Source organism: Deinococcus apachensis DSM 19763 (assembly GCF_000381345.1).
In the GTDB taxonomy this organism is placed as follows: domain Bacteria; phylum Deinococcota; class Deinococci; order Deinococcales; family Deinococcaceae; genus Deinococcus; species Deinococcus apachensis.
The window spans coordinates 383,048-409,203 of sequence record NZ_KB906399.1 but is presented as its reverse complement, the minus strand read 5'-3'; the positions used below and the strand labels follow the sequence as shown (position 1 = coordinate 409,203).

The 26,156-nt window shown below is 69.5% G+C and carries 25 protein-coding genes; 12 read left to right on the top strand and 13 right to left on the bottom strand.

The genetic code is table 11. From position 1 onward, the window contains the following. Position 1 precedes the first annotated feature (1 nt). The 4 genes from F784_RS0106505 to F784_RS0106490 all read right to left on the bottom strand — a co-directional run bounded on the left by F784_RS0106505 (position 2) and on the right by F784_RS0106490 (position 3,953). Complete coding sequence (locus tag F784_RS0106505; protein ID WP_019585912.1) at positions 2-2,239, bottom strand: AAA family ATPase; 2,238 nt, start codon at positions 2,237-2,239, stop codon at positions 2-4. Next, the gene (clpS, locus tag F784_RS0106500) at positions 2,236-2,571 is read right to left on the bottom strand and encodes an ATP-dependent Clp protease adapter ClpS (RefSeq protein WP_019585911.1); all 336 of its coding nucleotides are present in this window, start codon (positions 2,569-2,571) and stop codon (positions 2,236-2,238) included. The genes F784_RS0106505 and clpS overlap by 4 nt, the downstream gene beginning before the upstream one ends. 105 nt (positions 2,572-2,676) lie before the next feature. Further along, complete coding sequence (locus tag F784_RS0106495; protein ID WP_019585910.1) at positions 2,677-3,513, bottom strand: F0F1 ATP synthase subunit B family protein; 837 nt, start codon at positions 3,511-3,513, stop codon at positions 2,677-2,679. Positions 3,514-3,569: 56 nt separating this feature from the next. After that, positions 3,570-3,953, bottom strand: a complete 384-nt coding sequence (locus F784_RS0106490) for a hypothetical protein (RefSeq protein ID WP_019585909.1) — start codon at positions 3,951-3,953, stop codon at positions 3,570-3,572. Between the two features lie 93 nt (positions 3,954-4,046). Here F784_RS0106490 and F784_RS0106485 point away from each other — a divergent pair, with 93 nt between their 5' ends. Both F784_RS0106485 and F784_RS0106480 read left to right on the top strand, forming a co-directional pair. Next, on the top strand, positions 4,047-5,036 hold the full coding sequence (locus tag F784_RS0106485) for a DUF1517 domain-containing protein (protein WP_019585908.1): 990 nt from the start codon (positions 4,047-4,049) through the stop codon (positions 5,034-5,036). 141 nt (positions 5,037-5,177) lie between these two features. Further along, positions 5,178-5,504: a hypothetical protein gene (locus F784_RS0106480; protein ID WP_019585907.1), complete on the top strand. Its 327-nt coding sequence runs from the start codon at positions 5,178-5,180 to the stop codon at positions 5,502-5,504. A 9-nt stretch (positions 5,505-5,513) separates the two neighbouring features. Here F784_RS0106480 and pgi read toward each other — a convergent pair whose 3' ends face one another. Next, positions 5,514-7,172: a glucose-6-phosphate isomerase gene (pgi, locus tag F784_RS0106475; protein ID WP_019585906.1), complete on the bottom strand. Its 1,659-nt coding sequence runs from the start codon at positions 7,170-7,172 to the stop codon at positions 5,514-5,516. A gap of 199 nt (positions 7,173-7,371) precedes the next feature. Between pgi and F784_RS0106470 the strand changes: the two genes are divergently transcribed. Both F784_RS0106470 and F784_RS27505 read left to right on the top strand, forming a co-directional pair. Next, positions 7,372-8,649, top strand: coding sequence for a thiolase family protein (locus F784_RS0106470; protein WP_019585905.1), 1,278 nt, complete (start codon positions 7,372-7,374; stop codon positions 8,647-8,649). Continuing rightward, complete coding sequence (locus F784_RS27505; RefSeq protein WP_019585904.1) at positions 8,646-10,007, top strand: 3-oxoacid CoA-transferase; 1,362 nt, start codon at positions 8,646-8,648, stop codon at positions 10,005-10,007. The genes F784_RS0106470 and F784_RS27505 overlap by 4 nt, the downstream gene beginning before the upstream one ends. A gap of 63 nt (positions 10,008-10,070) precedes the next feature. Here F784_RS27505 and F784_RS0106455 read toward each other — a convergent pair whose 3' ends face one another. Continuing rightward, a complete protein-coding gene (locus F784_RS0106455) occupies positions 10,071-10,727 on the bottom strand; it encodes a TetR/AcrR family transcriptional regulator (protein WP_019585903.1) in 657 nt (218 codons plus the stop codon). A gap of 167 nt (positions 10,728-10,894) precedes the next feature. Between F784_RS0106455 and F784_RS0106450 the strand changes: the two genes are divergently transcribed. Both F784_RS0106450 and F784_RS0106445 read left to right on the top strand, forming a co-directional pair. Next, positions 10,895-13,159 (top strand): RelA/SpoT family protein, encoded by a 2,265-nt coding sequence (locus tag F784_RS0106450; protein WP_019585902.1) that lies wholly within the window; start codon positions 10,895-10,897, stop codon positions 13,157-13,159. 210 nt (positions 13,160-13,369) lie between these two features. After that, a complete protein-coding gene (locus tag F784_RS0106445) occupies positions 13,370-14,407 on the top strand; it encodes a hypothetical protein (protein ID WP_019585901.1) in 1,038 nt (345 codons plus the stop codon). A 13-nt stretch (positions 14,408-14,420) separates the two neighbouring features. Here F784_RS0106445 and F784_RS0106440 read toward each other — a convergent pair whose 3' ends face one another. After that, a complete protein-coding gene (locus F784_RS0106440; RefSeq protein WP_019585900.1) occupies positions 14,421-15,341 on the bottom strand; it encodes an ABC transporter substrate-binding protein in 921 nt (306 codons plus the stop codon). Between the two features lie 78 nt (positions 15,342-15,419). Between F784_RS0106440 and F784_RS0106435 the strand changes: the two genes are divergently transcribed. From F784_RS0106435 to F784_RS0106425, 3 genes are all read left to right on the top strand, one after another. Further along, positions 15,420-16,217, top strand: coding sequence for a nitroreductase family protein (locus F784_RS0106435; protein WP_019585899.1), 798 nt, complete (start codon positions 15,420-15,422; stop codon positions 16,215-16,217). Positions 16,218-16,291: 74 nt separating this feature from the next. Next, entirely contained in the window at positions 16,292-17,470 is a 1,179-nt protein-coding gene (locus F784_RS0106430) for a trans-sulfuration enzyme family protein (protein WP_019585898.1), read from the top strand. Positions 17,471-17,502: 32 nt separating this feature from the next. After that, positions 17,503-18,063, top strand: coding sequence for an endonuclease dU (locus tag F784_RS0106425; RefSeq protein ID WP_019585897.1), 561 nt, complete (start codon positions 17,503-17,505; stop codon positions 18,061-18,063). A 1-nt stretch (position 18,064) separates the two neighbouring features. Here the strand turns inward: F784_RS0106425 and F784_RS0106420 are convergent, their stop codons facing one another. The 3 genes from F784_RS0106420 to F784_RS0106410 all read right to left on the bottom strand — a co-directional run bounded on the left by F784_RS0106420 (position 18,065) and on the right by F784_RS0106410 (position 20,741). After that, positions 18,065-19,159 (bottom strand): M48 family metallopeptidase, encoded by a 1,095-nt coding sequence (locus F784_RS0106420; protein WP_019585896.1) that lies wholly within the window; start codon positions 19,157-19,159, stop codon positions 18,065-18,067. A gap of 1 nt (position 19,160) precedes the next feature. Next, on the bottom strand, positions 19,161-20,333 hold the full coding sequence (locus F784_RS0106415; protein ID WP_019585895.1) for a YjgN family protein: 1,173 nt from the start codon (positions 20,331-20,333) through the stop codon (positions 19,161-19,163). 126 nt (positions 20,334-20,459) lie between these two features. Next, on the bottom strand, positions 20,460-20,741 hold the full coding sequence (locus F784_RS0106410; RefSeq protein ID WP_019585894.1) for a cold-shock protein: 282 nt from the start codon (positions 20,739-20,741) through the stop codon (positions 20,460-20,462). A gap of 169 nt (positions 20,742-20,910) precedes the next feature. Here F784_RS0106410 and F784_RS0106405 point away from each other — a divergent pair, with 169 nt between their 5' ends. From F784_RS0106405 to F784_RS0106395, 3 genes are read left to right on the top strand one after another with little or no spacing between them, the layout of a single operon-like run. Continuing rightward, complete coding sequence (locus F784_RS0106405; RefSeq protein ID WP_051086934.1) at positions 20,911-21,342, top strand: NUDIX hydrolase; 432 nt, start codon at positions 20,911-20,913, stop codon at positions 21,340-21,342. A 20-nt stretch (positions 21,343-21,362) separates the two neighbouring features. Next, positions 21,363-21,896 (top strand): gamma carbonic anhydrase family protein, encoded by a 534-nt coding sequence (locus F784_RS0106400; protein ID WP_019585892.1) that lies wholly within the window; start codon positions 21,363-21,365, stop codon positions 21,894-21,896. Next, entirely contained in the window at positions 21,896-22,768 is an 873-nt protein-coding gene (locus tag F784_RS0106395) for a hypothetical protein (protein WP_019585891.1), read from the top strand. Before F784_RS0106400 ends, F784_RS0106395 begins: the two co-directional genes overlap by 1 nt. 244 nt (positions 22,769-23,012) lie before the next feature. Here the strand turns inward: F784_RS0106395 and ispH are convergent, their stop codons facing one another. The 3 genes from ispH to F784_RS22410 form a co-directional block, all read right to left on the bottom strand. Then, on the bottom strand, positions 23,013-24,008 hold the full coding sequence (gene ispH / locus F784_RS0106390) for a 4-hydroxy-3-methylbut-2-enyl diphosphate reductase (protein ID WP_019585890.1): 996 nt from the start codon (positions 24,006-24,008) through the stop codon (positions 23,013-23,015). 150 nt (positions 24,009-24,158) lie between these two features. Then, positions 24,159-24,524: a DinB family protein gene (locus F784_RS22415; RefSeq protein WP_019585889.1), complete on the bottom strand. Its 366-nt coding sequence runs from the start codon at positions 24,522-24,524 to the stop codon at positions 24,159-24,161. Positions 24,525-24,593: 69 nt separating this feature from the next. Next, the gene (locus tag F784_RS22410) at positions 24,594-26,138 is read right to left on the bottom strand and encodes a phospholipase D-like domain-containing protein (RefSeq protein WP_051086933.1); all 1,545 of its coding nucleotides are present in this window, start codon (positions 26,136-26,138) and stop codon (positions 24,594-24,596) included. Positions 26,139-26,156 lie beyond the last annotated feature (18 nt).

Here is a 26,156-nt window from a genome sequence, read left to right as displayed (position 1 = left end):
CTCAGTTCGCGGCCAGCGTGCCCGTCTCAAACCGGAAGGTGTCTTCCTCCGCCTCCACCGTCACCTGTCCGCCATCCTTGAGCCGCCCGAACAGCAGCTCGTCGGCCAGGGGGCGCTTGACCCGCTCCTCGATCACGCGGGCGAGGGGCCGGGCACCCATCTGCGGGTCGTATCCCAGTTTGGCGAGGAGGGCCTGGGCGGCGGGCGTGACGGTCAGCGTCACCTGCCGCTCGGCCAGTTGCACCTCCAGTTGCTGCAGGAACTTGTCCACCACGCTCGACATGACCGCGGGCGAGAGGGGCCGGAAGTGAATCACCGCGTCCAGCCGGTTGCGGAACTCCGGCGTGAAGGTGCGCTTGACCGCCTCGGCCTCATCGCCCGCGCGGCCCTCCCGGGAGAAGCCGAGAGCCGGGCGTGAGGCGTCGGCGGCCCCGGCGTTCGTGGTGAAGGTCAGGATCAGGCCGCGCCCGTCCACCTTCTTGCCGGTGTGGTCGGTCAGCGTGCCGTGGTCCATGAGTTGCAGGAAGAGGTTGTACACGTCCGGGTGTGCCTTCTCGATCTCGTCGAGGAGGAGGACGGCGTGAGGGTTCTTCGCCACCGCGTCCGTCAGCAGGCCGCCCTGGTCAAAGCCCACGTAGCCGGGAGGGGCGCCGATCAGCCGCGCAACCGTGTGCGCCTCCTGGTACTCGCTCATGTCGAAGCGCAGCAATTCCACGCCCAGCCGGTCGGCCAGCGCGCGGGCCAGTTCGGTCTTGCCCACCCCGGTCGGCCCGGCGAAGAGGAAGGCGCCCTGCGGCTTGAGGGGATCGCGCAGCCCCGCCCGCGCGAGCTTGACGGCGCTCGCCACCGCTTCAACGGCAGCGTCCTGCCCGAACACCCGCGCCTTCAGGTCTGCCTCCAGCGTGGCGAGCGACTGCACCTCCTCCGCCTTCACGGCGCCAACAGGCACTCGGGCCATGCGGGCGACGGTCGACTCGATGTCCGTCTCCGTGATCTCGCCGCCCATCCCGGCCGAGGAGCGCGCGGCCCCCGCCTCGTCGATCACGTCGATGGCCTTGTCGGGCAGGAAGCGGTCGCGCAGGTGCCGGGCCGAGAGGCGCACGGCGGCGTCGAGCGCCGGGTCCGAGTACTTGACCCCGTGGTGCGCGGCGTACCCCGGCGCGAGGCCCCGCAGGATGGCGAGGGCGTCCTCCTCGGACGGCTCGGGCACCTCCACAGTCTGGAAGCGGCGCCACAGCGCCCGGTCGCGTTCGAGGTGGCGCAACTCGGCGGGAGTGGTCGCGCCCAGCACCCGCAGCTTGCCGCGTGCGAGCGCCGGTTTGAGGAGGTTGGCCGCGTCCACGCTGCCCCCCTCGGTCGCCCCGGCCCCGACCAGCGTGTGCAGCTCGTCGATAAACAGCACGGCGTTCTGCCCGTCCAGCGCAGCGAGGACGGCCTTGAGCCGCTGCTCGAAGTCGCCCCGGTAGCGCGTTCCGGCAAGGAGGGCGCCCAGGTCGAGGGCGTAGACGGAGGCCCCGCGCAGGAACCCCGGCGCCTTCCCGTCCGCCACCCGCTGCGCGAGCCCTTCCGCCAGCGCCGTCTTGCCAACGCCCGGCTCGCCGACGAGAACAGGGTTGTTCTTGGCCCGCCGCGCGAGGATATGGACGACCCGCGTCAGCTCGGCCTCGCGCCCGATGACCGGATCGAACTCCCCGGCCCTCGCCTGCGCGGTGAGGTCCGTCGCGTAAGCCTCCAGCGGGTTCTGCTCGGCGGGGGCGTTCCCCTCCGGCTCACCGTCCACGCCCGCCACCCGCCGCTCCCGCTCGCGGCCTGCCACCTTCGCCGCGCCGTGCGACACGTAGGCCAGCACATCCAGCCGCGTCACGCCCTGGGCCTCCAACGCCGCGCGGGCGGGCGAGTCCTCCTCCTCCAGCAGCTCGGCGAGGACGCGGGCGCCGTCGGCCTGCTCGTTTCCCTTGCCGCTCGCGTGCAGTTGCAGCACGGCGCCCTGCACGACCCGGTGAACCCCGAGGGTGAAGTCGGGCTGGGCGTCCTCCACCACCTCGAAGTCGTCCAGCAGGTCCTGGAGGTCGTCGCGCAGCCGCTCCACGTCCGCGCCCACTGCCAGCAGCGCCTCGCGCGCCTCCGGGTCATGGGTCAGGGCCAGAAGGAGATGTTCGAGGGTCACGTACTCGTGCCCGGCCTCACGGGCGTAATCCGCCGCCCGCCCGATGGTGACCTGAAGATGATCCCCGATCATTCGTTCGCCTCCGGCTCCGCTACCAGCCGCAGCGGATGGCCTTCCCGCCGGGCGTGGGCGGTAACCTGCGCGACCTTGGTCTCGGCCACGTCGCGCGTGTACACGCCCGCCACACCCTGCCCCTTGTGGTGGACGGCCAGCATGATGAGCCGGGCTTCCTGTTCCGCCTTGCGGAAGTAGCGTTCTAGGACCTCGACCACGAACTCCATCGGGGTGTAATCGTCGTTCAGCAGCAGCACCCGGTACAGCCGTGGGCGCTGGGTCGTCGTCTGTTCCAGCGTCCCCGTCCGTTCGAGTGTTACCGCGCGGCCTTCGCCGTCTCGGCGCGTCATGCCCGGAGTCTACCCGCAGGTGAGGATTTGGGGCGGGGCAGCGGTCACGGTCGGGAGCCATGAAAAAACCTCCCGGGCGGGAGGTTCTTCCGAAGGGACGCGACCCTACATTCGGCGTTCGGCGTCCTTCACCGCGCTCTTCACGTCGTTCACGGCGCGCTGCGTGCCGGTTTTAACATCGCTCGCGGCCCGTTGGGCGTCGTTCTTGACCGCACTGGCGCCCTGCTGCACGTCGTTCTTCACGTTCTGGGCACCCGCACGCGCGTCGGCCGCGACATTCTGGGCTGTGGTCTGCGCGTTCTTCGAGGCCTGCTGAGCGGAGGCGCGAGCATCGGCGGCGTCAGATTGCGCCTGGCTCTTGACCTGGCTCGCGGCCTGCTGCACGTCCTGTCCCGCAGCCTGGCCCTGGACCTGACTCGCGGCCTGCGCGGCCTTCTGTCGGGCCTCCTGGGCGGCGTCCTGCGCCTGATCCTTGGCCTGATCGACCGCCTGCTGAACGTTCTGCTTAGCGTCCTGGGCCGCGTCCCTGACCTGGCCCTGCACGTCTTTCGCCTCGCTCTTCGCGGTATCGGCCACATCCCGAGCGGCGTCCTTCGCCTCAGCGGCGGCGCCCTGGACGGCGACCTTCGCCTCGCCCGCGACTTCCTTCGCCTTGTCCAGTCCGGCCTGGGCGCCGCCCTGCTGCACGGCGTCCCGCACCTCGCCCGCTTTGTCGACGAGAACCTGTCCAGCGCTCGTCGCGGCGTCTTTCGTCTTCTCCCAGCCCTTGGTCACGCTGTCGCCCACGTTCTCGGCGGCGTCCTTGAGCCCCAGTTCCGAGAGCTTCTGGTCCAGGGCACGGCGGTTCTGTTCGCGGCTGAGGTAGTAGGCCGCCCCCCCGATCAGGGCGCCCAGCAGGAGCAGCCGTCCCAGCGGAAAGTGACGTTCTTCGCGGTTAGACATAATCGCAGGGTAGGCCTGCCCTCTCATGAACGGATGAGCCACCGTTCAGGGGGGGTTCACCGCTGTTCAGCCCCCACGGGCAGCCCCAGCCGACGCGCCAGCCCGGCCTCCAGCAGCCACTCCTCGGGCTCGTCCGCGTCCGTCACCCGCACCAGGACGCAGCCCCGGTCGAGATAGAAGGCGACGATCTTCGCCCAGGCGTCCTCCTCGTCCCCGGCCTCCTCCTCGATGTCTGCGAGGGTGCCCCACACATCGCCGTCCACCTCGGCGCTCCGCAGGGCCTCGGCGTGACCGCTCAGGACGTAGGGGTCCACGTCCTCCTCGGGGGAGTAGCTGGCGCCCGGCTCGCGCCGCTCCAGCCGGTCGTCCCGCTCGTAGAGGTCCGCCAGGAAAGCCTCCCATTCGTCGGTGTTCAGGTTGATGGTGTTCTCGGTGCTCATGGGGCGAGTCTAAGGCGGCGCAGGCACAGCGCCTTCGCCAAGCCTTTACCCGGCGGGAACCGGGGGCCGCCCCACCCCATACACTGAGGCGTCATGCCGATCTTTTCGCACAGGTCCATTCGGAGTGTTCTGGCGCTCCTCGTCACGCTGGCGCTCGTGCTCGCCGTGCTGACCTTGCTGGGCCACGCCGCCGCACAGTCGGGGGGCGGCTTCGGCGGCAGCACGGGGGGTGGGGGCTCGTCCGGCGGGGGTGGCGGGAGCTTCGGCGGTGGGTCCTCCGGGGGCGGCTACAGCGGCGGCGGGTACTCGGGCGGGGGGTACAGCGGCCCGATCATCATCGGTGGGGGCGGGTACGGCGGCGGTTATTACGGCGGTGGGGGCGGCGGCTTCGGCCTCATCGGGCTGCTCGTGTTCGGCCTGGTCGTCTTCAGCGTGGTGGGCTTCATGCGCCGCAGCCTGGGCGGGGGAGGGGGCGCGGCCCGCGGGCTGGGCGGCCTGGGCACCCTGAACGGGACCGCGCAGGCGGTGAGCGTGCAGCTCCTGCTCGCCGAGGGGGACGAGGTCAAGCGCGACCTTCAGCGGGTGGCCCGCTCCGGCGACCCCGATACGAACGAGGGGCTCGCCCGCATGCTTCAGGAGGCGGCGCTCGTAGTGCTGCGCCATCCCGAGCGCTGGGCCTACGGCAACGTCGAACGGGCCCAGGGAGCGGCGAGCGCGGCCGACGCCCAGGTCGGTGCCTGGGCCACCGGGGCCCGCGCCGCCTTTACCGAGCAAACCACGAGCAACTACCAGAACCGCGACGTGAACACCGGCTTCGAGCACCGCACCGACTACACCTTCCAGAAGGACGTGGGCGACCTGTACCTCGCCGTGACCATCGCGGTCGCCGCCCACACCCTCGCCACCCTGCCCCCGGCGGGTGTGACCACCGCCGACGAGGCCCGGGCCGCCCTGATGGCGATCAGCTCGCTGAATCCCGGCGACCTGATCCGCGCCGAGGTCGTCTGGAGTCCCGACGCCGAGGGCGAATTCCTCAGCGAGGACGAGGCGATTACGAAGTACCCGAAGTTGACGAAGCTGTAAGTGGGGCGCGGTGAGTGGAGAGTGGGGGCGAAGGCACAAGCTTTTGCCTCCGCTTTCTTTGTCCAACCACCCCTGACCACTCACCCTCCCGTAACGCCCCACCCGGTCTCCCCGCTCCCCCACACGCCATCATGGCCCCCAATGGCCCGCCGCCGCCCCGAATCCAACTGGCCGCTCCCGCCCCGCGAGCCCGCCGTCTGCGCTCTGTGCGAGCGCGAGACGCCCATGCTGACCGAGCATCACCTCGTGCCGAAGTCGCAGGGACGGCGGCAAGGGGTGAAGGTTTACGAGTTGCCCACGGTGATGCTCTGCCCGGCCTGTCACAAGTTCCTGCACCGCACCTTCACGAACGCGGAATTGGCGGGCGAGTACCACAGCGTCGACGCCCTGCTCGCTGACGACCGGGTGCGCCGCTTCGTGAACTGGCTGCGGACCCAGCCCGCGAGCAAGGCCGTCCGGGTGCGCTGAGGGGCAGTTTTACCCGCGCCGTGCCCGGTAGCGCCGGATGAGTGCGTTCGTGCTGGAGTCGTGCCGTAACTCCGGCTCCCCCTCCGCCTGAAGCTCGGGCACGATCTTCCCGGCGAGGACCTTGCCGAGTTCCACGCCCCACTGATCGAAGGAATTGATGTTCCAGATCGCCCCCTGTACGAAGACCTTGTGCTCGTACAGGGCGATCAGGGCGCCTAGCGTGCGCGGCGTCAGGCGGTCGGCCAGGATCGTATTCGTCGGGCGGTTCCCTTCGAAGACGCGGTGAGGGGCGAGGTCGGCGCCCACGCCTTCCGCCCGCACCTCGTCCAGCGTCTTGCCGAACGCCAGCGCCTCCGTCTGCGCGAACACGTTCGCCATCAGGAGGTCGTGGTGCGGCGGCAGCGGGTTGAGCGTCTGGCAGAAGCCCAGGAAATCGCAGGGAATCAGCGTGGTCCCCTGGTGGATGAGCTGGTAGAAGGCGTGCTGCCCGTTCGTGCCCGGCTGTCCCCAGACCACCGGGCCGGTGTCGTAGTCCACCTGTTCGCCCGTCAGGGTGACGTGTTTGCCGTTGCTCTCCATGTCGAGCTGTTGAAGGTAGGCGGGGAAATAGGCGAGGTACTGGTCATAGGGCAGGACGGCGTGCGTCTGCGCCCCGAAGAAGTTGCGGTACCACACGCCCAGCACGCCGAGCAGGACGGGGAGGTTTCCTTCCAGAGGCGCCGTGCGGAAATGCTCGTCCATCTCGTGAAAGCCCGCCAGGAAGTCCCGGAAGCCGTCGGGCCCGATGGCGACCATCAGCGAGAGGCCGATGGCGCTGTCCACCGAATAGCGGCCCCCCACCCAGTCCCAGAAGCCGAACATGGTGGCGGTGTCGATGCCGAACTTCTCCACCTCGGTGGCATTCGTGCTGACGGCAACGAAGTGGCGGGCAATGGCGGCGTTCTCGTCCCTCACGCTCCCGAGCCCAGCAAGCAACCACGCGCGGGCGCTGCGGGCGTTCGCCATCGTCTCCTGAGTGGTGAAGGTCTTGCTGGAGACGATGAAGAGCGTGTCGGCAGGGTCGAGGTCGCGCGTCTTCTCGACCAGATCGGTGCCGTCCACATTGGACACGAAGCGCAGGGTGAGGCCGCGGTCGGCATAGTGCTTAAGGGCCCCGTACGCCATGACCGGGCCGAGGTCCGAGCCGCCGATGCCGATGTTGACGACGTTGCGGATGGGTCTCCCGGTCGCGCCGAGCCAGGTCCTGTTCCTGATCTGCTCGGCAAAGGCGCTCATCCGGTCGAGGACTTCCTGCACTCCGGGAACGACGTTCTCGCCGTCCACGTTCACCGTTGCCCCACGGGGAGCGCGCAGGGCCGTGTGCAGCACCGCTCTGTTCTCGGTCACGTTGATGCGCTCGCCCGCGAGCATCGCGTCCCGCCGCGCCTCCACCCCCGCCTCGCGCGCCAGTGCCAGGAGCAGCCGCAGCGTCTCGTCCGTCACCCGGTTTTTGGAGTAGTCGAGATACAATCCCGCCCCCTCGGCGGTCAGCCGCTCCCCCCGCTCTGGGTCCTGGGCGAACAGGTCGCGCAATTGGGTGTTCCGGACCTCCTCAAAGTGCGCCTGCAGCGCCTGCCAGGCGGGAAGCTGGGTCAGGGGAGGCCTTGCCGAACGGGAGGGGGCGCTCATGCGGCGAGCATACCAGCGGCCCGGAGCTTCCCGAACAGCCGATGGAGGCATGAAGGGACCGCCAAGGGGCGTTTCACCTCGCAAGCGTCAGGCGGGCACGTTCCAAATAACAGACCATGGACCTGGAAAGCGGGGGGCAAACCGCGCTTGAATGTGGGCCGCACCCTGTCTGTCTTCTGTTCGAAAGGAACCCTTTGCCATGACTCCCTCCCAGCCCCTGCAAGACCGCGACGTGGTGATCGTGTCGGCGGTGCGTTCGCCCGTCGGTGCCATTCGCGGTTCGCTCTCATCTGTCCGCCCCGATGATCTGGCCGCCACGGTGATTCGTGAGGCGGTGTCCCGTGCTGGCGTCTCTCCCGACCAGATCGAGGAGGTGATTCTGGGCTGCGCCAACCAGGCGGGCGAGGACAACCGTAACGTGGCGCGCATGGCCTCCCTCCTCGCCGGGTTGCCCCACCACGTCGGCGGCCTCACCGTGAATCGCCTTTGTGCCTCGGGTCTCTCCGCCATCAATACCGCCGCTCGGGCGATTCGGAACGGAGACGGTGACGTGTACGTGGCCGGGGGAGTGGAGAGCATGACCCGCGCGCCGCTCGTCATGCCCAAGGGCACTCAGCCCTTCGCGGGCGGCAACGTCACCCTCTACGACACGACGCTGGGCTGGCGCTTCCCCAACCCGGCGATGGAGGCCCTTTTCCCCCTGGAAGCGATGGGCGAGACCGCCGAGAACATCGTGGAGTGCAGCCGGGAAGGCCGCATTGCGGGGGGCGAGATCACCCGCGAGGAGCAGGACGCCTTTGCCCTGGAGTCGCAGCGCCGCGTGGTGCAGGCCCTCAACGATGGCACGTTCAGGGATGAAATCGTGCCCATCAAGGTCAAGGGAAAAAAGGGCGTGACGGTGTTCGACACCGACGAGCATCCCCGCTACAAGCGCGACGGCGACACCTTCACGCTGGCGACGGATGAAGCGACCCTGGCTGGCTTGAAGCCCGCCTTTCGGAAGGGAGGCAGCGTCACGGCAGGCAATGCCAGCGGGCTGAACGACGGTGCGGCGGCGCTCGTCCTGATGGGTGCCGCCAAGGCCCGCGAACTGGGGCTCAAGCCTCTCGCCCGCTGGGTCGGTGCCGCCTCGGCTGGCGTCGATCCCCGGGTGATGGGCCTGGGTCCCGTCCCCGCCGTCCGCAAGCTGATGAACCGTCTGGAGATGAACCTGGCCGACGTGGACCTCGTCGAGATCAACGAGGCCTTCGCGGCCCAGGTCATCGCCTGCATGCGAGAGTTGCAGGTCGAGCACGAGCGGCTGAACATTCACGGCGGCTCCATCGCCCTGGGTCACCCGCTGGGCATGAGCGGCGCCCGGCTCGTCACCACCCTCGCCCACGAACTCCGGCGGCGGGAAGGCCGCTACGGCGTGGTGAGCCTGTGTGTGGGTGTCGGCCAGGGCGAGGCGGCCCTGATCGAGCGGGTGGACGCATGAAGACGGTGCCAGTCATTACCCTGGAGGAAGCTGCCCGGCTCGTGAAATCGGGCGACACGCTGCTGGTCGGGGGCTTCGGGATGACCGGCAATCCCGTCCACCTCGTTCATGCTCTGGCCGGGACGGACACCCGCGACCTGACCTTCGTGGGCAACAATGTGGGCGAGGCGGGGCTGAGCGGGGGCCGTCTGCTCAGGAACGGGCAGATCAGGAAGGCCATCGGCTCGTTCTTTACCAGCAACCGCGAGGCGGTGGCGGCGGCCCAACAGGGCACTCTGGAAGTCCAACTCCTGCCGCAAGGGACACTGGCTGAAGCGCTGCGGGCGGGGGGAGCCGGGATCGGGGGCTTCTATACCCCGACGGCGGCCGGAACGGTGATTGCCGAGGGAGCCGACGTTCGAAGCCTGAACGGGCGGGAAATGGTCTTCGTCCCCGCCCTGCGGGGAAACGTCGCCTTCGTCCGCGCCTGGAGAGCCGACCGCGCCGGGAATCTCCAGTACCGCCTCACCGAGCAGAACTTCAACCGCGCGATGGCGACGGCTGCCGATGTGGTTGTGGTGGAGGTCGAGGAGATCGTCGAGGTGGGGGAGATCGACCCCGAACACGTCCACACCCCCGGCCTCTATGTGGACTACCTCGTCCAAGCTCACCTGACCCCCGAGGATCTGGGCTCCAGCGCTGATGTGAAGGGCAGCGCCAAGAAGGTGGACGAATCCCGCATGCACATGGCCCGCCGCGCCCTGCGGGAACTGCGTCCCGGCGACGTGGTGAACCTCGGCATCGGCATCCCCACCCTGGTCGCCGACCTGATCACGCCCGAACATGGCGTCAACCTGCACACCGAGAACGGCATGCTGGGCGTCGGCCCCGCGCCCGAGGACGGCGGGGCGATGGAGTACCCCGTGAACGCGGGCAAGATTCCGGTGACGGCCTTGCCCGGGGCGAGCTACTTCGACTCCGCCGAGTCCTTCGGGATGATTCGCGGTGGCCACGTGGACGTGGCGGTGATGGGTGGTCTCCAGGTGGATGAAGCGGGGAATCTGGCGAACTGGGCTGTACCTGGGAAACCCCTCCTGGGAGTGGGTGGAGCGATGGACCTGGCGAGTGGGGCTGGGCGCCTGATCGTGACCATGACGCATACCGACCCGGACGGCACGCCGAAGATTGTCCCCGAATGCACGCTGCCGCTGACGGCCAGGGGAAACGTCAGCATGATCATCACCGACATGGCCGTCTTTGAATTCCTTGACGGTGAACTGACCCTGACCGAGCTGATGCCCGGCGCCACCCTGGACGAGGTGAGGGCCTCGACCGCCGCCCGCTTTCAGGAGCGGCTGCCGGAGGTCGCCGCGGGCTGAGCGGGTTCTCGAAGACACAGGACACGCGGAAGCTCGGGCCTCCGCGTTCCTCGTCTTCCAAATTCAGTTCCGGCGGTCCAGAATCAGACCGCTTTCCCGCACGCTCTCCTCGGTCACGCCGGGGGCGAGGGCGCCGTGCAGCAGCAACGAGAAACGGTCCTGCCAGTCGCGCAGCACCTCGCGCTGGTCGCGGTGGCCGCCGTGCAGCAGGGCGAGCAGGCAGGCGTCCACCAGCAGGGCGCTCAGCAGGTGGGTGTTCACCCCGTCGCGCAGCGCCCCCCGGTCCCGCATGGCGACGAGCACGGGCTCGACCAGCGCCACCAGCGTGAGCGCGGTGCGAACGCCCTCGTCCGAATTGGCCGGGGCCACCCGCGCGCCCAGCACGGCGTGCCCAACCGCGCCGACCAGGTGGCGGTAGCGCACGCCCAGGTCGGCCATGCGGGCCGTGACTTGGCCCCAGACGACCTGCGGTGCGGCGCCCGCGTGCAGCCGCCGCACCGCCTCGTCGCGGGTGTCGCGCACCGTGCGCTCGAAGTGGGCCAGGAGCATATGCACCTTGGAGGGGTAGTAGCGGTACAGATTGGTGCGGCTCACGAAGGCGGCGCGGGCGATGTCCTGCGCGCTGGTACCCTCCAGGCCGGAGCGGGCGAACAGCTCGAAGGCCGCGCGGGCAATGCGCTCGCGCCGGGCGTCGTCCTGTTCCAGCCGGTCCACCTTCACGCCCCTCAGCGTAGCGCCTCTTCCCGGTCCTTGCCTCCCGGGTGGCCTGAGCATGTCTTGAGGTTGGGGAGGCCCGTCTGGTCATGGCCCCACCCTTCCCGCCGCGCCCACGCGCTATTCTGCCCCGCGTGCATGGCCCGCTAGAACCCGGCCCCTCCGAACACGGCATGGAGGAGCTTCGCCCACTGATCGCGGACCGCCCCCCGGCTGACCGCGAGCGGGTGGAGCGGGCCTACGCCTTTGCCCGCGACGCCCACGCGGGCGTGAAACGGAGGAGCGGCGAGCCGTACATCACCCACCCGGTCGCGGTCGCCACCATCCTCGCGCGGCTGGGGATGGACACCGACAGCCTGATGGCCGGGCTGCTCCACGACACGGTCGAGGACGTGGACGCAGTGACCTTCGACCAGATCGAGCGCGAGTTCGGCCCCGACGTGCGCCGCATCGTGGAGGGCGAGACGAAGGTCAGCAAGCTCTCCAAGCAGGGCAGCCAGCAGGCCGAGGTGGGCGACACGGGCCGTGACATCCAGGCCGAGAACCTGCGCCAGATGCTCGTCGCCATGACGGGCGACCTGCGCGTGATCGTGGTCAAGCTCGCCGACCGCCTGCACAACATGAGAACCCTGGGCGCCATGAAGCCCGAAAAGCAGCAGCGCATCGCCCGCGAGACGATGGACATCTTCGCGCCCCTCGCGCATCGGCTGGGTATCGGGCAGATCAAGTGGGAGCTGGAGGACCTCGCCTTCAAGTACCTCCAGCCCGACGCCTACGCGTACCTCCAGAGCCGGTTGCGGACCCGCCAGGAGGAGCGCCAGGCCCTGATTGAGCAGGCAGTGGAGCAACTGCGAGAGGCGCTCCACGACGACCTCGAACTCCCCGAGTGGGTGAGCGACATCGACATCGCCGGGCGCAGCAAGCACCTCTGGAGCATCCACAACAAGATGCAGAAGGAGGGCAAGGCGCTGGAGCAGATTTTCGACCTCCTCGCCATCCGGGTGATCCTGACCCCAAAGGAACTCCACGTTCCCCCCGGCACCGACGAGAAGCGCCGCGAGCGGGCCGAGGAGACGCGCGAGAAGCGCATCTGCTACCACACCGTCTCCATCGTGCATTCGATGTGGACGCCGCTGCCGGGCCGCTTCAAGGACTACATCGCGGTCCCGAAGCCCAACGGCTACCAGAGCCTGCACACGACCGTGATCAGCCAGAGCGGGCAACCCATCGAGGTGCAGATTCGCTCGCGCCGGATGCACGAAGTCGCCGAGTACGGCGTGGCGGCCCACTGGATGTACAAGCAGGGCTCGCAGCTCGCGCAACGGGACCGCGAGAACTGGCTCGCCCAACTGCGCGAACTCCAGAACGAGATCAACGACGCGTCCGACTACCTCGACGCGGTCAAGACCGACATCCTCTCGCAGCGCGTGCGGGTCTTCACGCCCAAGGGGCTGGCGATCTCGCTTCCGGCGGGGAGCACACCCGTCGATTTCGCCTACCACATCCACACCCGCATCGGTGAGACGACAGTGGGCGCGCGGGTGAACGGCTCCATCGTGCCGCTCTCGCACAAGCTGCAAAACGGCGACATGGTCGAGATCGTGACGAGCAAGAACAGCCACCCCAGCAAGGACTGGCTCAACTTCACCGTCACCCGCTCAGCCCGCGCCAAGATTCGCCACCACTTCCGCCAGCAGGAGCGCGAGGAGGCCTTGCAGCACGGGCACGACCTGCTGGAGCGCTACCTGCGCAAGCGCCAGCTCCCGGTGCGGCAGCTCATGCGGACCAAGCTGCTGGAGGAGGCCACCCAGAAGCTGGTCGGCACCCGCAACCCGGACGACCTGTACCTCGCCCTGCACGCGGGGAAACTCACGCCCAGCGTGGTGGGCCGGGTGCTGTCGCCGACCCTGGCTCAGGAGCAGGCACCCGCCCCGGTGAGGCGTCCCCCCCCTGCCCCCGGTGAATCCGGCGGCGTGTACGTCGAGGGGCTGAGCACGACCACCAAACTCGCCCAGTGCTGCAACCCCATCCGGGGGGACCAGATCATGGGCTACCTCACGCGCGGGCGGGGGGTCAGCATCCACCGCATTGACTGTCCCAACATGATCCGGCTGCTGAAGGAGGAGCCCGAGCGCTGCGTCGCCGCCTCCTGGGACTCGGGGACGCCGGGCAGCACGCTGGTCGACTTCGATGTGGTCGCGCCGGACCGGTCGGGGCTGCTCGCCGACGTGCTGGGCGTGCTGGCCGCCCAGAAGCGCAGCCCACTCAAGGTCGAGGCGGGGGTGGGGGCCGACGACACCGCGCACATCTACCTGCGTCTGGCGGTGACGGGAAACGGGGACGTGGAGGCCCTGCGGGCGGCGATCTTGCAGGTGCCTGGGGTCACCGACATCGTGCGGGTAGGAAAAAACGGGGGCCGGGGGCGGGTGACGGCCTGAGGTCTGGCGATAGGGCACAGGTGGCCTCGCGGAGTCTGTGAACGGGCTCTCCTGCGAGTGAAGGGGAGGGCGTCGGCCCCGGAACGCGGGGGCAGGGAGGTCCGCGTCGGCTGATCCGGATTGAGAGGGAGCCGGATTCCTTCCTGCCGCGCCCAGGAACTGTGACCAGGCTTCTTTCCCCCACTTCCCCGCGGGTGCCTACACTGCGCTATGACCACGACCGTCCCCGCCTCCGTGCCTGCCCCCGGCACGATCCGCCGCGCCACACCCGCGCAGAACCTCATCACCCTGGCGCTGGGCTGGTGGCTCACGACGGGCATCTTCGTGGACGGCTGGGCGCACAACCGCTACGGGGAGAGCCTGGAGACGTTCTTCACGCCCTGGCACGCGCTGTTCTACTCGGGGTTCCTGGCGGTGGCGGCCTGGGTGCTGTGGCTGGGGGCGCAGGGCTGGCGAACCGGACGGCGGGGCTTCGCGGCCTTCCCGGAGGGCTACCACATCGCCGCGCTCGGCGTGCCGATCTTCGGCATCGGCGGGATCGGCGACCTGATCTGGCACACCGTCTTCGGGATCGAGGTGGGGATCGAGGCGCTGCTCTCGCCCACGCACCTGCTGCTGTTCGCGGGGGCGGCGAGCATCCTGGCGGCGCCGCTCGTGAGCGCCTGGCGCACGCCCACCTCCCGCGCGGCCCCGGCCGGAGTCGCCTGGCCCGCCGTGCTGTCGGCCACCGCGCTCCTGAGCTTCGTCTCCTTCATGCACATGTACCTCTGGGGCCTGCTGAGCGCCCCGCAGGGCCTGGGCTACGTGCAGACGCGCGGCGAGCTGGGAAGTATCCTCGTCACCGCGCTCATCCTGGCCGCGCCCGTGCTGCTCCTGCTGCGGCGCTTCCGCCTGCCCTTCGGCGCCGTGACGCTGATGTACGGCCTGAACACGGTCCTGATGGCGCTGATGCTCGTGCCGGGTGAGTGGCGGGTGCCCCTGCTGATGCTGGCGGCGGGTCTGGTCGTGGACGCCCTGCTGCTCCTGCTCAATCCTTCCCCGGCGCGGCCCTGGGCGCTGCGGGCCTTCGCGTTCCTGCTCCCGCTGGCCGTATGGGTCCCGTACCTGGGCCTGCTGGTGGCCCTGCGCCTGAGCAACCTCAGCCTGGAATTGTGGCTGGGCGTGGCGGTGATGGCGGGGCTGGGAGGCGTGGGCCTGAGCGCGCTGGTGGTGCCGCCGCCGGTTCCGAGCGAAGGCCACCCTTCCTGAACCTTCGCTTCCCTCAGCGCCTCACGAGCTTCGCCACGCCCTCCAGCCGCTTGAGGTCCGTCAGCGGCCCGCTGGACGCCTCCTGCGGATCGAGCGGGTACGTGAACACCGGCCTGCCCAGCCGCCTCAGCATGTCGTCGGTGGCGTTGCGCCCCACCAGTTGCCCGCCCTTTTTCACGCGCAGCACGACCACCCGGTCCGTGTCGAGCGTCAGCAGGGTTTCCGGCGACAGCGTCTGAAAAGCCACGTTGGGGTCAATGCCCTTCGGGGTGGTGAGGGTCAGGCCGAGTTGAGCGAGGGTCCTGGAGAAGCTGAAGCCCCGGCCCAACACCATCACGCTGCCAGGCTCGTACATGTACAGGAGCGTGGTGCGGGGCGCGCGGGCGGCGACCGACGCGATCTGTGCCCGCAGCACCCGCACGCGCGCATCGAAGGTTTCCAGGTAAGCGTTCGCCTGCGCCGACTTGCCGAACAGCCGCCCCAGGTCCCCCAGCGCCTGGCGCCAGGGCGTCTTGTCGTAGTCGTAGGCCACGGTGGGCGCGAACTTCCGCATCGCCGGGTAGAGCTTCTCGCTGCCGTCGCCGCTGCCCATCAGGATCAGGTCGGGTTTCAGGGCCGCGACGAGTTCCAGCGAGGGCTGGTCGTACTTGCCGATGTAGACCGCGCCCTTCAATGTGGGCGCCGCCAGGGTGGAAAGGTTCTTCAGCGGTTGCCCGAGCTGGCCCTCCACCCGGCCCGACGCGTAACCGACGGTGGGCACCCCCAGCACCGTGAGCAGTTCGGCCACCTCCTCGCTGTTGGCGACCACCCGCTTGGGTGTGGCGCTGAAGGTGACCTCGCCCAGCTCGTGCTTCAGGGTGATGGGCGCGGCGAGGGCCGCCTGCCCCAGACCGAGCAGGAGGGCAGCGTGGAGGAAAGAAGAAAGTAGACGCACACCCAATCCTGTTTAATCTGATTAGAAAAGTCAAGATTTGGAGTTTGGCCTGGCGAGTGCTGGCGTATCCTGCCCCGCATGACCACCGACTCGCCCACCCGCCCCACCCGCACACCGGGGGACGTGCGGGCCTTTTATGACGCGCACCGCACCGTCCGCCACTACGTCACGCGGGAGGACGGGACACCGCTGCCGCTGCCCGCCGACCACCTCGACGCCATCCTCCACGCCGCGCAGCGCGCCCCGACGGATGCGACCGCGCAGCTTTACTCGCTCATCCGCCTGGTGAGTCCCGAACTCCGGGCCCGCGTCGCGGAACTCACGACGAACGCCCACATCGCCACTGCCTCCGAGGTCTTCGTGGTCTGCCTCGACGTGCGCCGGGTGAGCCGGGTGCTGGAAGTCGCCGGGTCCTCTCCCGGTCACTGGCCCGCCATCGCCGTGCATTTCGGGATCGGCGACGCGGTGATGGCTGGGCAGAACCTGCTCACCGCCGCCGAGATGCTGGGTTACCAGGGGTGCTGGATCGGCGGCGTGCTGAACGGGCTGGAGGGCATTCTCGACCTGCTGGAACTCCCCGTCGGGGTGCTGCCCTTCGCGGCGCTCACGGTCGGCACCCCTGCCGAGCAGCCGCCTCTGCGCCCGCGGGTGCCCCGCCCCCTCGTGATTCACGAGGACCGCTACCGAGATGGGACGGAGGAGGAATTGCGGGAGGCCATCGAGGTGATGAATCCCATCGCTGCTCGCCGGGGCCAACCGGGCGACTGGGTGCGGCTGCTACGGGCCTACTTTGCGCCGGGCGGCAGCATGGAGAAGCGCGAGCCGCACCTCGTCGCCGCCCTGAAACGGCAGGGGTTGTGGGCGGGCGGGGAGTAGGCGGACGGACCGAACCGGCGGGGAGAAGCCGGCGAGTCGCGGCCACTGGGAGGCCGGGGCGCTAGCCTAGGCAGGTGAGCACCCCCGATTACGACCTGACTACCCTCGCCGCCCGCGCCGGGGAGGAGGCGCGGCCCAATGGCTCCATGCCCCTCGTCGAGCCGATCTACCAGTCCACCGTGTACGCCTTTCCCGACCTCGATGCCCTGGAACGGGCCATGAGCGGGGAGGAACCGGCGAGCTTCTACTACCGCAACGGCACGCCGAACGCGGCGACGCTGGAACGCGCCCTCGCCTCGTTGGAGGGCACCGAGGCCGCCCTGGTCGCGGGGAGCGGCATGGCGGCGATCAGCGCCGCGCTGCTGGGGGTGCTGAGGGCCGGGGACCATGTCGTCGCCGACGCCCGGGTGTACGGGGTGACCTACGCCCTGCTCGCCGAGGAGTTCCCGCAACTGGGGATCACCGTGACCTTCGTGGACGCGACCGACCACGCCGAGGTGGAGGCCGCCTTCCGCCCCGAGACGCGCGTGCTGCACGTCGAGAGCCTGACCAACCCGCTGCTGACGGTGCCGGACGTGCCCCGGCTGGCGGAGCTGGCCCACGCCCGCGAGGCAATTCTGAGCGTGGACAACACCTTCGCCAGCCCCGCCGTGTTCCGCCCCGCCCGTCACGGCGCGGACCTCGTGACCCACTCGGTGAGCAAGTACCTCAGCGGGCACTCCACGGCCTTTGGCGGAGTGGTCTGTGGCCGGGCGGACCTCATCGCCACCGCTCGCACCCGGCTCCTGCGGCTGGGCGGCACCATGAGCGCCTTCGACGCCTGGATGACCCTCCAGGGCCTCAAGACGCTGGGCCTGAGGATGCGCGCCCACTCCGGCAACGCGCAGGCCGTCGCGGACGTGCTCGCCAACCATCCCCGCGTGCGGGCGGTCTACCACCCCGGCCTCGCGGGTCACCCGCAGTTCGACCTCGCCCAGGACCTCTTCCCGAATGGCTTCGGCGGAATGCTCAGCGCCGACATCGAGGACGCGCCCGCCTTCGTCCGCGCGCTGGCGGGGAAGATTCCCCTCGCCCCCAGCCTCGCCGACGTGGTGAGCACCCTCTCCTGGCCCTGGGGCACCTCGCACCGCGCCCTGCCCGAAGCCGAGCGCCGCCGCCTGGGCATCACGCCGGGGCTGCTGCGCCTGAGCATCGGCATCGAGGACATCGGCGACCTGCTCTCGGACATTGAGGGGGCGCTGGAGGAAGGCTGAAGGTCGGGAGCCTTCAGCCCTCCGCCCTCGGCATGTTGTCCCACGCCATCGGCTTCGACGACGCACCCTTTGCCCGCGAGCACCGGGGTGATGTGCGCGTGTTCGGCACTGTCTTCGCGCGGCACACCCTCCACGCGGTCGTCAGCGGGCGGGTGCGGCGCGACGGGCGCAACAGCACGGACGAACTCGCCCGGCTGGTGGGGGCGAGCGGGGCGGCGGACCATCTGCACCTGATCCTGCTCCAGGGGGTGGCGCTGGCGGGCTTCAACGTGGTGGACGCCACTGCGCTGCGCCGAGCAACCGGGCTGCCCGTCCTGATCGTGGCCCGCCGCGCGCCCGACCTGGACCGTATTCGCCGGGCGCTCCTGACCTGCGTTCCGGGTGGGGCGCGGAAGTGGCGGCTGATCGAGGTGCTGGGCCCGATGGAACCCTGCCGGGGGGTGATGGTGCAGCGGGTGGGCCTCACGTTCCCGCAGGCGGAGGCGGCCCTCGCTGGTCTGACCGTCACGGGCCGCATTCCCGAGCCGTTGCGCGTCGCCCACCTCATCGCCGGGGGCGTCACGCGGGGAAGCAGCCGGGGTGGGCGGGTGTAGCTCAGCGCCCCCGCGCCTCGATCTCCCGCAGGTGGCGGATGCGCTGGGCCGTGCCTGGGTGAGTCTGGAGCAAGTCCTCGGCGCGGTTTCCCTCCTGAACACTGTTCTCGTCGGCCTCGCGGTCATCTTCCTCCAGCCGGGCGAGGATGTCGCGCAGGGGCTTGGTCGTGCCGTACTCGTCCATCAAGTAGCGGCCTGCCGTCTCGTCGGCCTGCGTCTCGGCGGCACGCGAGTAGCCGTTGCGAAGCAGCGCGGCGGGCACGGCGGCGGCAAAGGTGCCCGCGCTGATCAGGTCGCCCGTCACGGCGACCGAGAGCAGCGTCAGCCCCAGCCCCTGGTACACCCCCGCCAGTCCGTGCCGCCCCGTCACATGCCCCGTCTCGTGCGCGAGCACCCCGAGGAGTTCGCGGTCACTGCGCGCGAGGGCCACGAGCTGATCGGTCATCACCACCGTGCCGTTGGGCAGGGCGAAGGCGTTCGCGCCGATTTGGAAGGGCGCGTCCCCCGGCTCGCCGTCACGCAGCAGCAGGCGGTAGGGGTAGTCGCCGACCGCCCAGGCCACCACCCGGCGGAATTCCGCCTGGAGCTGCTGTTGCCGCGCCGCGCTCAGCCGACTCGGCGCGAGGTAGCCGTTCCCCTCCAGGAATTGGATCGTCTCCCGGTCGAACGTCGCCAGCACCGGGCGCGGTGTGGCGGTGGCCGCCGTCCGGGCCAGGGCGGGAATCCCGAACACCACAAAGTCCCAGGCGAAGGCCAGCGTCAGGGCGAGGGCGCCTAGCGCGGTCCACCAGCGAGCCTCCAGGCGGCGAACGCCCCCCAGCGCCCGGTTGCGGCCGGTTCGGATTTCCAGGGCCGTCACCCCGGCGTCGTCCCGCGTCTCGAATCTCATACCGTCGGGGAACTTCAACACCCGGCGCACTCCCGGCACGGGCGGGTCGATGTGGACCTGCGCGAGCGGCCAGTGGCTTTCCCCACCCTCCACGCGCAGCACGGCCACGTCCCCACTCACGTCGAGCGTGGCGGCCCGGTCCCGGCTGCTGCGCCCGTCAAAGGCCACGCCGGACAGCGAGAGGGGGGAGGGGTCGGGGGCCGTCATGTCAGAACCCCAGGTTGATGTCGAGGAGTTCCGTCGCCGCCTCGCCCAGCGCGTTCTCCTGAGGAGCCTGGGAGGCCGCGAAGTCGTCCAGGGGAGCGATGGCCCGGACCTGCACGCCGTCCAGGACGTAGCGAGCGCGGCGCACGGCGGCCCAGGGCGTCGCCAGGCCCAGGGTGAGAACCCGCACCACCGTGTTCGACACCCCGATCCACACCAGCCGCCACGGACTGAAAGTCGCGCCCGTCCGCACCACGCCGCCGATTTCCACCGTGTTCAGGACGTAGCGCATGGTCGCCGCTCGCACGTACTGCCAGGCGACGGCGTAGAGGGCGAGGAAGGCGAGGTAGAGCGCCCCGATGACGACCAGGGTTGTGGTTGAGACAGGGCCGTCCAGCACGTCCTCGCCCAAGGAGCCCAGCACACCGGCAAAGAGCGCCACGAGCAGGAAGCCTCCCACCCCCAGAAGCACCGCACCCCCAATCGCCACCGCCAGCCCCGTCAGGCCGATGACGTAGAAGTTGCCCACGTCCCCCCGGAAGATCGCCCGGGCATCGCCGTACGCCGCGTTCTCCACCTGATAGCGGCGCTGCATGAACCAGGCCCAGGGCAGGGCCAGCCCCGCGGAGAGCCCCGAGGCGAGGTTCGCCAGCCCGTAGGCCGCGTATGCCCCGCCCGCCTTCCCGTAGTGCCGGAAGCGCAGGCCGCGGTGGGTGGTGCTCACGGCCAGGAAGCGCAGCGACTTCATCACCAGCCAGGGGTAGAGCAGGACGTACGCCAGGCCGATCACGCCTGCCACGTATTCCCAGCCGCGAAACTGCAGGTTCAGGGCGAGCGAGTAGGCCAGGAACAGGGCGCCCACGATCAGGTAGCCGCGCAGCAGGGCGAGCGGACTCGCGGTGTACTCGAAGTTATGCCCATCCACCCAGGTGTGGCCGTAGAAATACTGCCGCTGCCGCACCCGCGCCCAGGGCAGGTACAGCCCCAGCGTCACGATGGTCAGCGCGCTGTTCACGATCCAGCTGCGGAAATACTCGCCCGCCTGCCCGGTAAAGGTCATGGGGTAAGTGGTGACCGTCGGCGCGGCGACCAGGCTCGCCTCCCCCTCGGCTGGGGCCGCAGCGCGGTGGGCCTGCTCGTGTCGGCCGAGGGGGACGGTGGGCGGCGCGTCGGTCATGCACGCATCCTACGGGGACCCAGGGTTGGCAGGGGCCGCACATTCGCCGGAGAGACCGGGGAGGTGAATGGAAAAGGAGCGGACGCGCGTGGCGCCCACCCCTGGAAGTTCAGAAGTGCCTTCGGCTTACCAGCGGCTGCCGCCGCCGCCCCGGTTGCCGCCGCCCGAGTAGCCCTGGCCGCCCATCGGCGCGGGAGCAGCGTTCGTGACGACCACGTTCTTGGCCTGGGGACCCTTGCTGCCCTGACCGGCCTCGACCTCGAACTCGACCTCGTCGCCCTCGTTCAGCTTGCGGAAGCCGCCGCTCTGGATGGCGCTGTAGTGCACGAACACGTCAGGGTTACCCGGGTGCTCGATAAACCCGTAGCCCTTTTCGACGTTAAACCACTTTACCCGACCTTGAGCCATAACTCTCCTTGCATCCCACGGTCACAGACCCGGCGCTTCGGCCCTCTGAGCCGAGACCTCTTGATGGGTGGATGTGAGACATGTGCATTATCGCATGTTCGCCCAGGGGAGATGCGCGCAAGTCGGTGAACATTAAAGGGGAGGGAGGCGCGGCACGTATACTCCGCCCATGCCCGCCTCCTCCCCGTCCGGCCCCGAAGTTCCCACCCCCGGAGCTGGAGGCGTCGTGCTGGACAGCGCGGGGCGGGTGCTGCTCGTGCGTTACCGCAGCGGCGCCTGGGCCTTTCCCAAGGGCCACGTCGAGCCGGGCGAGACGCTGGAGCAGACCGCGGTGCGCGAGGTGCGCGAGGAAACCGGCGTCACGGCCAGCCCCCTAATCCCCTTGCCCGAGACCCGCTATACCAACGACCGGGGCGAGGCGCGCGTGATCCACTGGTTCGCCATGCGGGCGGAGGGAAAGACCCCCACCACCCTGGAGGAAACCTTTCCGGAGGGGGGCTTTTTCCCCGCCGAGGTGGCGGCGGGCATGTTAACGTACCCCGAAGATCAACACCTGCTGCGCGCCGCGCTGGCCGTCCTGTCCGGGGCGAGCCGCGGGTGAGCGCAGTTCCCGGAGGCCCCATGCCCGTGTATGCCCTCGATGGAATCCGTCCCGAGATTCACCCCACCGCCTTCATTGCCCCGAGCGCCGATCTGACCGGGCGCGTGTCGGTCGCCGAGGAGGCCAGCGTGTGGTTCGGGGCGGCGGCGCGGGGGGACATTGAACCCATCACCATCGGCCCCCGTTGCAACGTGCAGGATGGGGCGGTGCTGCACACCGACGCCGGATATCCCTGCACCCTGGAGGCGGACGTGACGGTCGGCCACCGGGCGGTCGTCCACGGGGCCCACTGCGCCGCCGGCAGTCTGGTGGGGATGGGGGCGGTGATGCTGAACGGCTCCCGCCTGGGCGCCGGTGCGGTGCTGGCCGCCGGGGCGCTGCTGCGCGAGGGCCAGCACGTTCCCGACGGGATGCTCGCGGTGGGGGTGCCCGCCCGGGTGGTGCGCGAGGTGGAGGCTCCCGGCAACGCCCCGCGCTACGTGGAGCAGGCCATCCGTTACCGCCGGGGCCTCACGCTTCTGGAACCGGTCACGGCGACGGGGAGGGACGGCTGATGTCGCAGGGAGAGGGTCAGCCCGGGGACGGCCTGCGGCGCGAGGGAGGTCGGCCCGAGCCCCATCGCCCGGAGGCCTCCGGCAATGAGCCGCCGGAGGAACTCGCCGAGTGGATTCCCGACCTCGCCCCGATGTTTCCCACCGCGTCACCGTTCCTGGCGCGCTTCCTGCCGCAGTCCCCGCCCACCCACGCGGGCCTGAAGGTGCATTTCTGTGACCTGCACGCCTTCCTGAAGTACCTGCACGAGGCGGCTTGGTACGGCTACCTGCACGCCACCCTGGGCGACCAGAGCGCCTACGTGCTGCTGTTCGAGGGCCGCACCGTCACCGCCGCCGCTGTGAGCGCTACCGGGGAACAGGCCCTGGGCGAACTCCTCAACCTCTACGAACAGGGGGCCGTCCTCAACGCGCACCCCCTCCCGCCGACGTACGCGCACGTGCTGAGCGGTGTGGGCAGCCGTGCCTGGAAGTTCAACCTGACGGAGGACTTCACCGGCCTGCACGCCCGGCCCACCGGGGCGATCTTCTACGTGCGTGGCGAAATCATCGCCACCATGCCCGCCACGCTGCCCTACGAGGGGGCCTTTCCCGCCCCGCTACGCCCGCAGACGCTGATCCTGCCCAGCAGCCTCGCCGGGTGGGCCCACCGCCCCTATGCGATGATGCTGCGGGGCCGCGACGCCCTGAACCCCATCCTCGACGTGCACCGCGCCTTTCGCGCCCAGTACGGCCCGGTCGGCCTCGCCCTGCTGCGCGCCCTGCACGACCGGCTCTCGCCCGCCGAGTACGCCATGCGGAGTGACCTTGCCCTGCACGACCTCGAACCCCTGGTACAGGAGTTCCTGAAGACGGGCTATATCCGCGAGGGGTAGGTGGAGGTAGGGGAGAGGTGTACCGAGGCCTCTCCCCGGAGGGAAACGCCGTGTGCAACAGCAAAAAAGCCCCTCCTTAAGGGGGAGGCTGGAACTGGCACAGCTCCGCAGGAGAGGGGGTGAACGGGCACGACTTGCGGCGCGGCCAGTAGATGAGGCAGGCCATCTTGTAGATGCTTGGGCTGATCACACGCCTCCTGACCACGGCCCTCTCCCACCAGGGGAGAGGGTATAGGCTCCTCGGCTACTGCATCGTCCGCGGCAACGTCTGCGTCGGCAAAATTCTCTTCGGCTCGCGGAATTCGATGTTCTCCCACTCGCCCTCCTCGACTACTTCCAGATTCGGGTTGAGGCGGCGGAAGTGGGCGACCACGTTCTGCACGAGGTCGTCAGGGGTGCTCGCGGCGCTCGTGATGCCCAGCGAGCGCACGCCCGGCAGGTCGAGATCGGCCAGATCAGCGTCCGTCTCCAGGCGTTCTGCCCGGCCACACAGGTCACGGGCGAGTTCCAGCAATCTCATTCCGTTGCTGGAATGCGTGCTCGTCAGGACGAGAAAGGCGTCCACCTGGGGAGCGATGGCCTTGACGGCGTCCTGGCGGTTCTTGGTCGCGTAGCACAGGTCCTCGCTGGGGGGAACGACCAGCCGCGGGAAACGGGCTTTGAGGATGTCCACCGTGCGCCGGGTGTCGTCCACGCTCAAGGTGGTCTGGGTCAGGACGACCACGCGCTCGGGGTCAGGTACCTCGACCGTATGGGGGTCATGCAGGCCCTCGCCCGTCTTGCCCAGGACGCCCACGATGATGGTGTTCTCGGGCGCCTCGCCGCGCGTGCCGATGACCTCCTGGTGCTGGGCGCTGTCGCCGATCAGGAGGATCGTGTACCCCTCCCGCGCGTACTTCTTCGCCTCGGTGTGGACCTTGGTCACCAGCGGGCAGGTCGCGTCTATAGTCGCCAGCCCCAGCGCCCGGGCCCGCTCGCGCACCACCGGGCTGATGCCGTGGGCGCTGAAGACGACCGTCTCGCTCCCGTCGGGCAGCGCCGTGATGTCGTCCAGGCTCTCTACGAAATGCACGTCGTGCTGTCGCTCCAGCCGCTCCACGACGGTGTGGTTGTGAACGATGGAGTGGTAGACCGTGACGGGCTTGTTCTCCGCCCGCGCGGCCTTTTCCACCGCCTGGATCGCCATGACCACGCCCGCGCAGAAGCCGCGCGGTTTGGCGAGATGGATGCGTTCAACCATGCGTGGTCCCCAACATGGTCCCATTTTAGGGCCGGGGAAGGGTGCGGGAAGTCCCGGGAGGTGAGGACGTTACTCTGCCCGCTTACTCAGCGCCTTACGCAGAATGCGGATCTGCCCCCGGTGGCTCACCTCATCTTCCATGACATGGAACTAGGCCCAATGGTGGTTGGGGGACTCGAAGCCGGGCACCCGGAGGTTCGAGGCCAGCCAGGCATCATCGTGTCGGGCGAGGGTATCGGCGCGGGCAGCCGTCAACTCATTCAGATAGTGCTTCAACGGGAGGCCCCGAACCCGCTCGCCCTCCCCCAGGCTTATGGGTCCGCTGTATTCCTGCCATTCCTGGTCGTCAAAGCCCCGGTCCCGAAAGCTCAGGCGCTGATACAGCCGGTCGAGCGCCGCGATATGGGCGAGCAGCATCCCGATGGAGTTGGAAAAGCCGGGCGGGATGGCGTTCAGTTCCTCGATGCTCAGGCCCGCGACCGCTTGCAGGGTCGTGAAATGAACGTATTTCATCATGGCGACGAGAACACCGATATTGGGCGTGTACCCGGGGTAGGTTACAGGAAGCTGGCTTTCCTGAGGTCCTCACGGGTTACGGTCATGCTCAACTGTACGCTCGCTTGGCTGTTCAGGCCCGGCCGACTCTGGCGCCACCGCCACGTTCCGCATCCACCACTCCTGCGGCACCTCGCGGCTGTGGTGGGCCCACACGGCCTCGAAGCTGGAGTGCTGCTCGGCCACCGCCCCTGGGTCCGTGGTCGCCAGCATCGCCTCGTTCAGCCCGAGGGGACCCCAGGACGAGAAGTGGAAGTTCTGGCTTCCCGCCAGCACCATGCGGCCGTCGACCGCCATCGCCTTGGTGTGCATGGCGAAGGTGACGTACCGCGCCTCGAAGCGGTCCTCGATGCCCCGGCGCCGCGCCTCCAGCCGCAGCAGGGCCACGCCGCTGCGGTTGGGAGTTCGGTCGATGCCGTAGTCCACCAGGAGCACCCGCACCTTCACGTCCCGCTCCAGCGCCGTCAGCACGGCGCGGAGATACGGAGGCCACTCGCTCGCCGGGCAGGCGTCGGGGTTCTGGTAGGCGTACCAGCACGGGAAGCTGGGGCTGAATTCCGCCTGCATCAGGTCGAGGCTTTGCCGCGCCGCCCCGAACAGGGCGAGCTGCGCCCGGTCCCCCTGGTCGAAGTAGGGGCGGCGGTAGAGGAGGAAAGCCCGCGCCCCCCCGGCAGGCGGGACCGTGCGCGCCAAAGGGGGATGGGTGGCCGCTTCCACTGGACCCAGGGTGCAGGCCTGCATCACCGTGTCGGCCCCTGTCCCCTCTGGGCAGGTCACCTGCTGTGAATTCCGCCACAGGTCGTCGAACACGCTCACTCCATCCTGGGCGACCGGACCGCGCATCCGCAGGCCGAGGTCGTGGAGGTTGTGCCCTCCCGGCGACGTGTCCGGCAGGTGGAGGTCGGTGTAGTTGTACCCGGAGACCGTCAGGTCCTGCCCGTCGATGACATGCAATTTAACGTGGCTGTGCGGAAAGTAGCGGTAGTTCGCCACCGCGAGGTGCCAGCCCACTGCCGCGTCGTTCATAGGCACGCCCAGCCGGATCAGGTCGCGCACGAGTTCCAGCGGCTGAGTGGCGCCGTCGGGGCGTTTCAGGTCGGGGAAGCCGCCCAGATCCACGCGCACCGTCATGCCCTGGGGGTAGCGCGCCGGGTTCGCCCGCACCCGAGCGTACAGGTCGCGCACCGCCGACGCGAAGGTCCAGCCGGGATGCCTCTCCCCCGCGTTCCACTCCATGCTGGCGAGGAGGACCTCCGCCCGGGCCTCCCGCACCTGCCCGGCCGTCACGTCGAAGGCGTCGGGTTGGTCCGCCGCGCGCGGGGTGCGCAGGAAGCCCACGAAGGCATTCGTACATGAGTGGTCGGGCCGCCCGCCCTCCGTCGTCACCCTCCATAGCGCGAGTTCCAGGGGGTCGGTCGGTGCAGGACATACGAGGCCCGAGGGGTTCAGGCTGGAGACTGGAGGCACCCCGCCCAGTCCCAGCGGAAACTCTGAGGCCCCCGTCGCCCCGCCCAGTGTGAGGCTCGACAGGAGCAGCAGGGAGCGCAATAGACGTTGGACGGGGAGGCGGGCCATCCTTCCGGCACGATATGC

What these genes read in the sequence shown, in the direction of transcription:
- F784_RS0106505 (WP_019585912.1), bottom strand. Translation starts at nt 2,239, where the DNA reads ATGATCGGGGATCATCTTCAGGTCACCATCGGGCGGGCGGCGGATTAC.
- clpS (WP_019585911.1), bottom strand. Translation starts at nt 2,571, where the DNA reads ATGACGCGCCGAGACGGCGAAGGCCGCGCGGTAACACTCGAACGGACG.
- F784_RS0106495 (WP_019585910.1), bottom strand. Translation starts at nt 3,513, where the DNA reads ATGTCTAACCGCGAAGAACGTCACTTTCCGCTGGGACGGCTGCTCCTG.
- F784_RS0106490 (WP_019585909.1), bottom strand. Translation starts at nt 3,953, where the DNA reads ATGAGCACCGAGAACACCATCAACCTGAACACCGACGAATGGGAGGCT.
- F784_RS0106485 (WP_019585908.1), top strand. Translation starts at nt 4,047, where the DNA reads ATGCCGATCTTTTCGCACAGGTCCATTCGGAGTGTTCTGGCGCTCCTC.
- F784_RS0106480 (WP_019585907.1), top strand. Translation starts at nt 5,178, where the DNA reads ATGGCCCGCCGCCGCCCCGAATCCAACTGGCCGCTCCCGCCCCGCGAG.
- pgi (WP_019585906.1), bottom strand. Translation starts at nt 7,172, where the DNA reads ATGAGCGCCCCCTCCCGTTCGGCAAGGCCTCCCCTGACCCAGCTTCCC.
- F784_RS0106470 (WP_019585905.1), top strand. Translation starts at nt 7,372, where the DNA reads ATGACTCCCTCCCAGCCCCTGCAAGACCGCGACGTGGTGATCGTGTCG.
- F784_RS27505 (WP_019585904.1), top strand. Translation starts at nt 8,646, where the DNA reads ATGAAGACGGTGCCAGTCATTACCCTGGAGGAAGCTGCCCGGCTCGTG.
- F784_RS0106450 (WP_019585902.1), top strand. Translation starts at nt 10,895, where the DNA reads ATGGAGGAGCTTCGCCCACTGATCGCGGACCGCCCCCCGGCTGACCGC.
- F784_RS0106445 (WP_019585901.1), top strand. Translation starts at nt 13,370, where the DNA reads ATGACCACGACCGTCCCCGCCTCCGTGCCTGCCCCCGGCACGATCCGC.
- F784_RS0106435 (WP_019585899.1), top strand. Translation starts at nt 15,420, where the DNA reads ATGACCACCGACTCGCCCACCCGCCCCACCCGCACACCGGGGGACGTG.
- F784_RS0106425 (WP_019585897.1), top strand. Translation starts at nt 17,503, where the DNA reads ATGTTGTCCCACGCCATCGGCTTCGACGACGCACCCTTTGCCCGCGAG.
- F784_RS0106420 (WP_019585896.1), bottom strand. Translation starts at nt 19,159, where the DNA reads ATGACGGCCCCCGACCCCTCCCCCCTCTCGCTGTCCGGCGTGGCCTTT.
- F784_RS0106415 (WP_019585895.1), bottom strand. Translation starts at nt 20,333, where the DNA reads ATGACCGACGCGCCGCCCACCGTCCCCCTCGGCCGACACGAGCAGGCC.
- F784_RS0106410 (WP_019585894.1), bottom strand. Translation starts at nt 20,741, where the DNA reads ATGGCTCAAGGTCGGGTAAAGTGGTTTAACGTCGAAAAGGGCTACGGG.
- F784_RS0106405 (WP_051086934.1), top strand. Translation starts at nt 20,911, where the DNA reads ATGCCCGCCTCCTCCCCGTCCGGCCCCGAAGTTCCCACCCCCGGAGCT.
- F784_RS0106400 (WP_019585892.1), top strand. Translation starts at nt 21,363, where the DNA reads ATGCCCGTGTATGCCCTCGATGGAATCCGTCCCGAGATTCACCCCACC.
- F784_RS0106395 (WP_019585891.1), top strand. Translation starts at nt 21,896, where the DNA reads ATGTCGCAGGGAGAGGGTCAGCCCGGGGACGGCCTGCGGCGCGAGGGA.
- ispH (WP_019585890.1), bottom strand. Translation starts at nt 24,008, where the DNA reads ATGGTTGAACGCATCCATCTCGCCAAACCGCGCGGCTTCTGCGCGGGC.
- F784_RS22415 (WP_019585889.1), bottom strand. Translation starts at nt 24,524, where the DNA reads ATGATGAAATACGTTCATTTCACGACCCTGCAAGCGGTCGCGGGCCTG.
- F784_RS22410 (WP_051086933.1), bottom strand. Translation starts at nt 26,138, where the DNA reads ATGGCCCGCCTCCCCGTCCAACGTCTATTGCGCTCCCTGCTGCTCCTG.